2 protein-coding genes and 1 pseudogene are annotated in these 2,250 nt (G+C 46.8%); all 3 read left to right on the top strand.

Annotation, left to right across the window (positions count from 1 at the left end; genetic code table 11):
* Window positions 1-201 (top strand): annotated as a pseudogene (locus B3Y13_RS00620) (hypothetical protein); the annotation flags it as partial.
* 202 nt (window positions 202-403) lie between these two features.
* The gene (locus B3Y13_RS00615; RefSeq protein WP_296691981.1) at window positions 404-1,516 is read left to right on the top strand and encodes a CobW family GTP-binding protein; all 1,113 of its coding nucleotides are present in this window, start codon (window positions 404-406) and stop codon (window positions 1,514-1,516) included.
* Window positions 1,517-1,553: 37 nt separating this feature from the next.
* A partial coding sequence (locus B3Y13_RS00610) for a metal ABC transporter solute-binding protein, Zn/Mn family (RefSeq protein WP_296691979.1) occupies window positions 1,554-2,250 on the top strand: 697 nt, incomplete at its 3' end.

Below are 2,250 nucleotides of genomic sequence, written 5' to 3'. Positions count from 1 at the left end.
GACTGCACAGGCGACGACTGTCCAATCTGCTTTGTGATTCAAGTTGCCGAGCAGAACGCAAAGCTTTTGAGCCTTGCCCTTTGCGCAGCCGGCGTTTCCTTTGCCCGGCGATATTTTGTCTTAAAACGTTCCTTTAAAAATTCATATCAGACTTTTTTCAATAACTCTTTAATTTCTCTAAAGACACGTCTTAACAACTGAAAATTCTCTTTTCATCTTTATGCGGCAGGGATTTTGCATGCGCAATGCTGCGAATGTCCTTGCGTTGCGCTAGGGATTGTAGGGGCGCGGAGCGTTCCGAAGCGAAGCGAGGAATGAAGCCGAAAGGCGGAACCCCGAAAAGCCCGGTCTGCCTTTAGGCAGAAGCGCCCGTATTATCAAATTTTATTCAAAGAGAACAAAAATGAAAAAGAAACCAGTTACGCTTATCACGGGCTATCTTGGCTCTGGTAAGACAACTCTGCTGAACGAGATTCTTCGGCAGGAAAAAAGGCGTGTCGCGCTGATTGTAAACGACATGGGAAGCATAAACATTGACGCGGAAATTCTAAAAAAGAACGGAGCGGCGGTTGCCCAAAGCGAAATGTACGAGATGCAGAACGGCTGTATCTGCTGCACTTTGCGCGATGAGTTTCTTGCGCAGGTCGAGAAGATTTCCGGGAGCGACTCCATTGAGACTGTTTTTGTGGAGGCTTCGGGAATAAGCGATCCCGGCGCGATTGCAGCTTCCTTTCTTGCGTATGAGGACGACACTCCGGACACAAATGTTTTTCTTTCGAACATTGTTACGGTTGTTGACGCCGACAGAATTTACCGCGAGTTTCTGACCGACCTTGAGAACTACGAGGAGAACGACCCGAACAATCTTAAGTCGAACGACATTACAACGCTGATTGTTGACCAGATTGAATTCTGCAACGTGATTGTCCTGAACAAGCTTGACTTGCTTGACGAGCAGAAGACAGAGCAGGTCATAAAGGTTATCCGGGATTTCCAGCCAAAGGCGAAGATTGTAAAGACTGTGCGCGGAAAAGTTGACATAGAGCAGATTGTGTCCGAGACAAAATTCGACTTTGACATGGTGGATTCCTCTTCGGCAATCCAAAAGGCAATCAACAGTCTTTCCGACACGAACCGCGGATTTGAGGATGAATACGGAATTTCTTCGTTCGCATACGAGTGCAGAAAGCCGTTCAGCCAGGAAAAATTCATGGATTTTGTGAACGAAGGATTTCCAAAAGAAATTATCAGGGCAAAAGGCTATGTCTGGTTCAAGGAGAAGGCGCAGGACGTTCTTCTTTTTGAGCAGGCCGGAAGAAATTCTTCTGTGATGGCGGTTGCATACTGGGTTGCGGCTCTGGACGAGGCCACGCAGAAAGACTGCCTTGAAAACGACGAGGAGCTGCGTTCATCTTGGGACAAGGAATTTGGCGACAGGATGAACCAGCTTGTGTTTATCGGAAAAGGCTACGACAAGGAAAAAATCATCAGGAAACTGGATTCCTGCCTTGCGTAGTCTTGCAAAATATTTTGGATTTTATTGGAGAAAAAAAATGAAAAAGATAACGAAACTTTTGGCTTTAGGAGCGATGCTTGCTTTTGGAACGGCAGGCGCGTTTTCTGCAGGAAAAAAATCAATCGTCTGCACGACTTTTCCGCAGTACGACTGGTGCCGCGAGATTCTTGGAGACAAGGCGAAAGACTTTGACCTTACGCTTCTTCTTGACAAGGGGACTGACCTTCATTCGTTCCAGCCGAGTTTTTCCGACATCGCGAAAATTTCCGCAAGCGATATGTTCATCTACGTTGGCGGCGAGAGCGACGGCTGGGTTAGCGGCGTTCTAAAGGAAGCGAAGAACAAGAATCTTGTTCCAGTTAACATGATGGAAGTTCTTGGAGAGCGCGTAAAGGAAGAGGAAGTTGTGGAAGGAATGCAGGAAACCGAGCATTCACATGAGCACGGCGAAGAAGGCCATCACCACGACCACGGCAAGGAAGTCTCAACTTTTGAGGACAGCGAGGTTAAAAGCAGAAATCTTTCTGACTGGGCGGGCGAATGGCAGTCGGCTTATCCTCTTGCGCTTGACGGAACACTGGACGAGGCTTTTGAGGAAAAGGCTGAATCCGGAAAAATGACAGCCGAAGAATACAAAAACTATTATCAGAAAGGATACAAAACCGACATCTCAAAAATCAGCATAAAGAAGGACAAAATCGAATTCACTTATGCTGACGGAAGAAAAGTAAGCT

Source organism: Treponema sp. UBA7567 (genome assembly GCF_002476655.1).
Lineage (GTDB): Bacteria > Spirochaetota > Spirochaetia > Treponematales > Treponemataceae > Treponema_D.
Note: the sequence above shows the minus strand (reverse complement) of the source record. Positions and strands in the feature narration are given on the sequence as shown.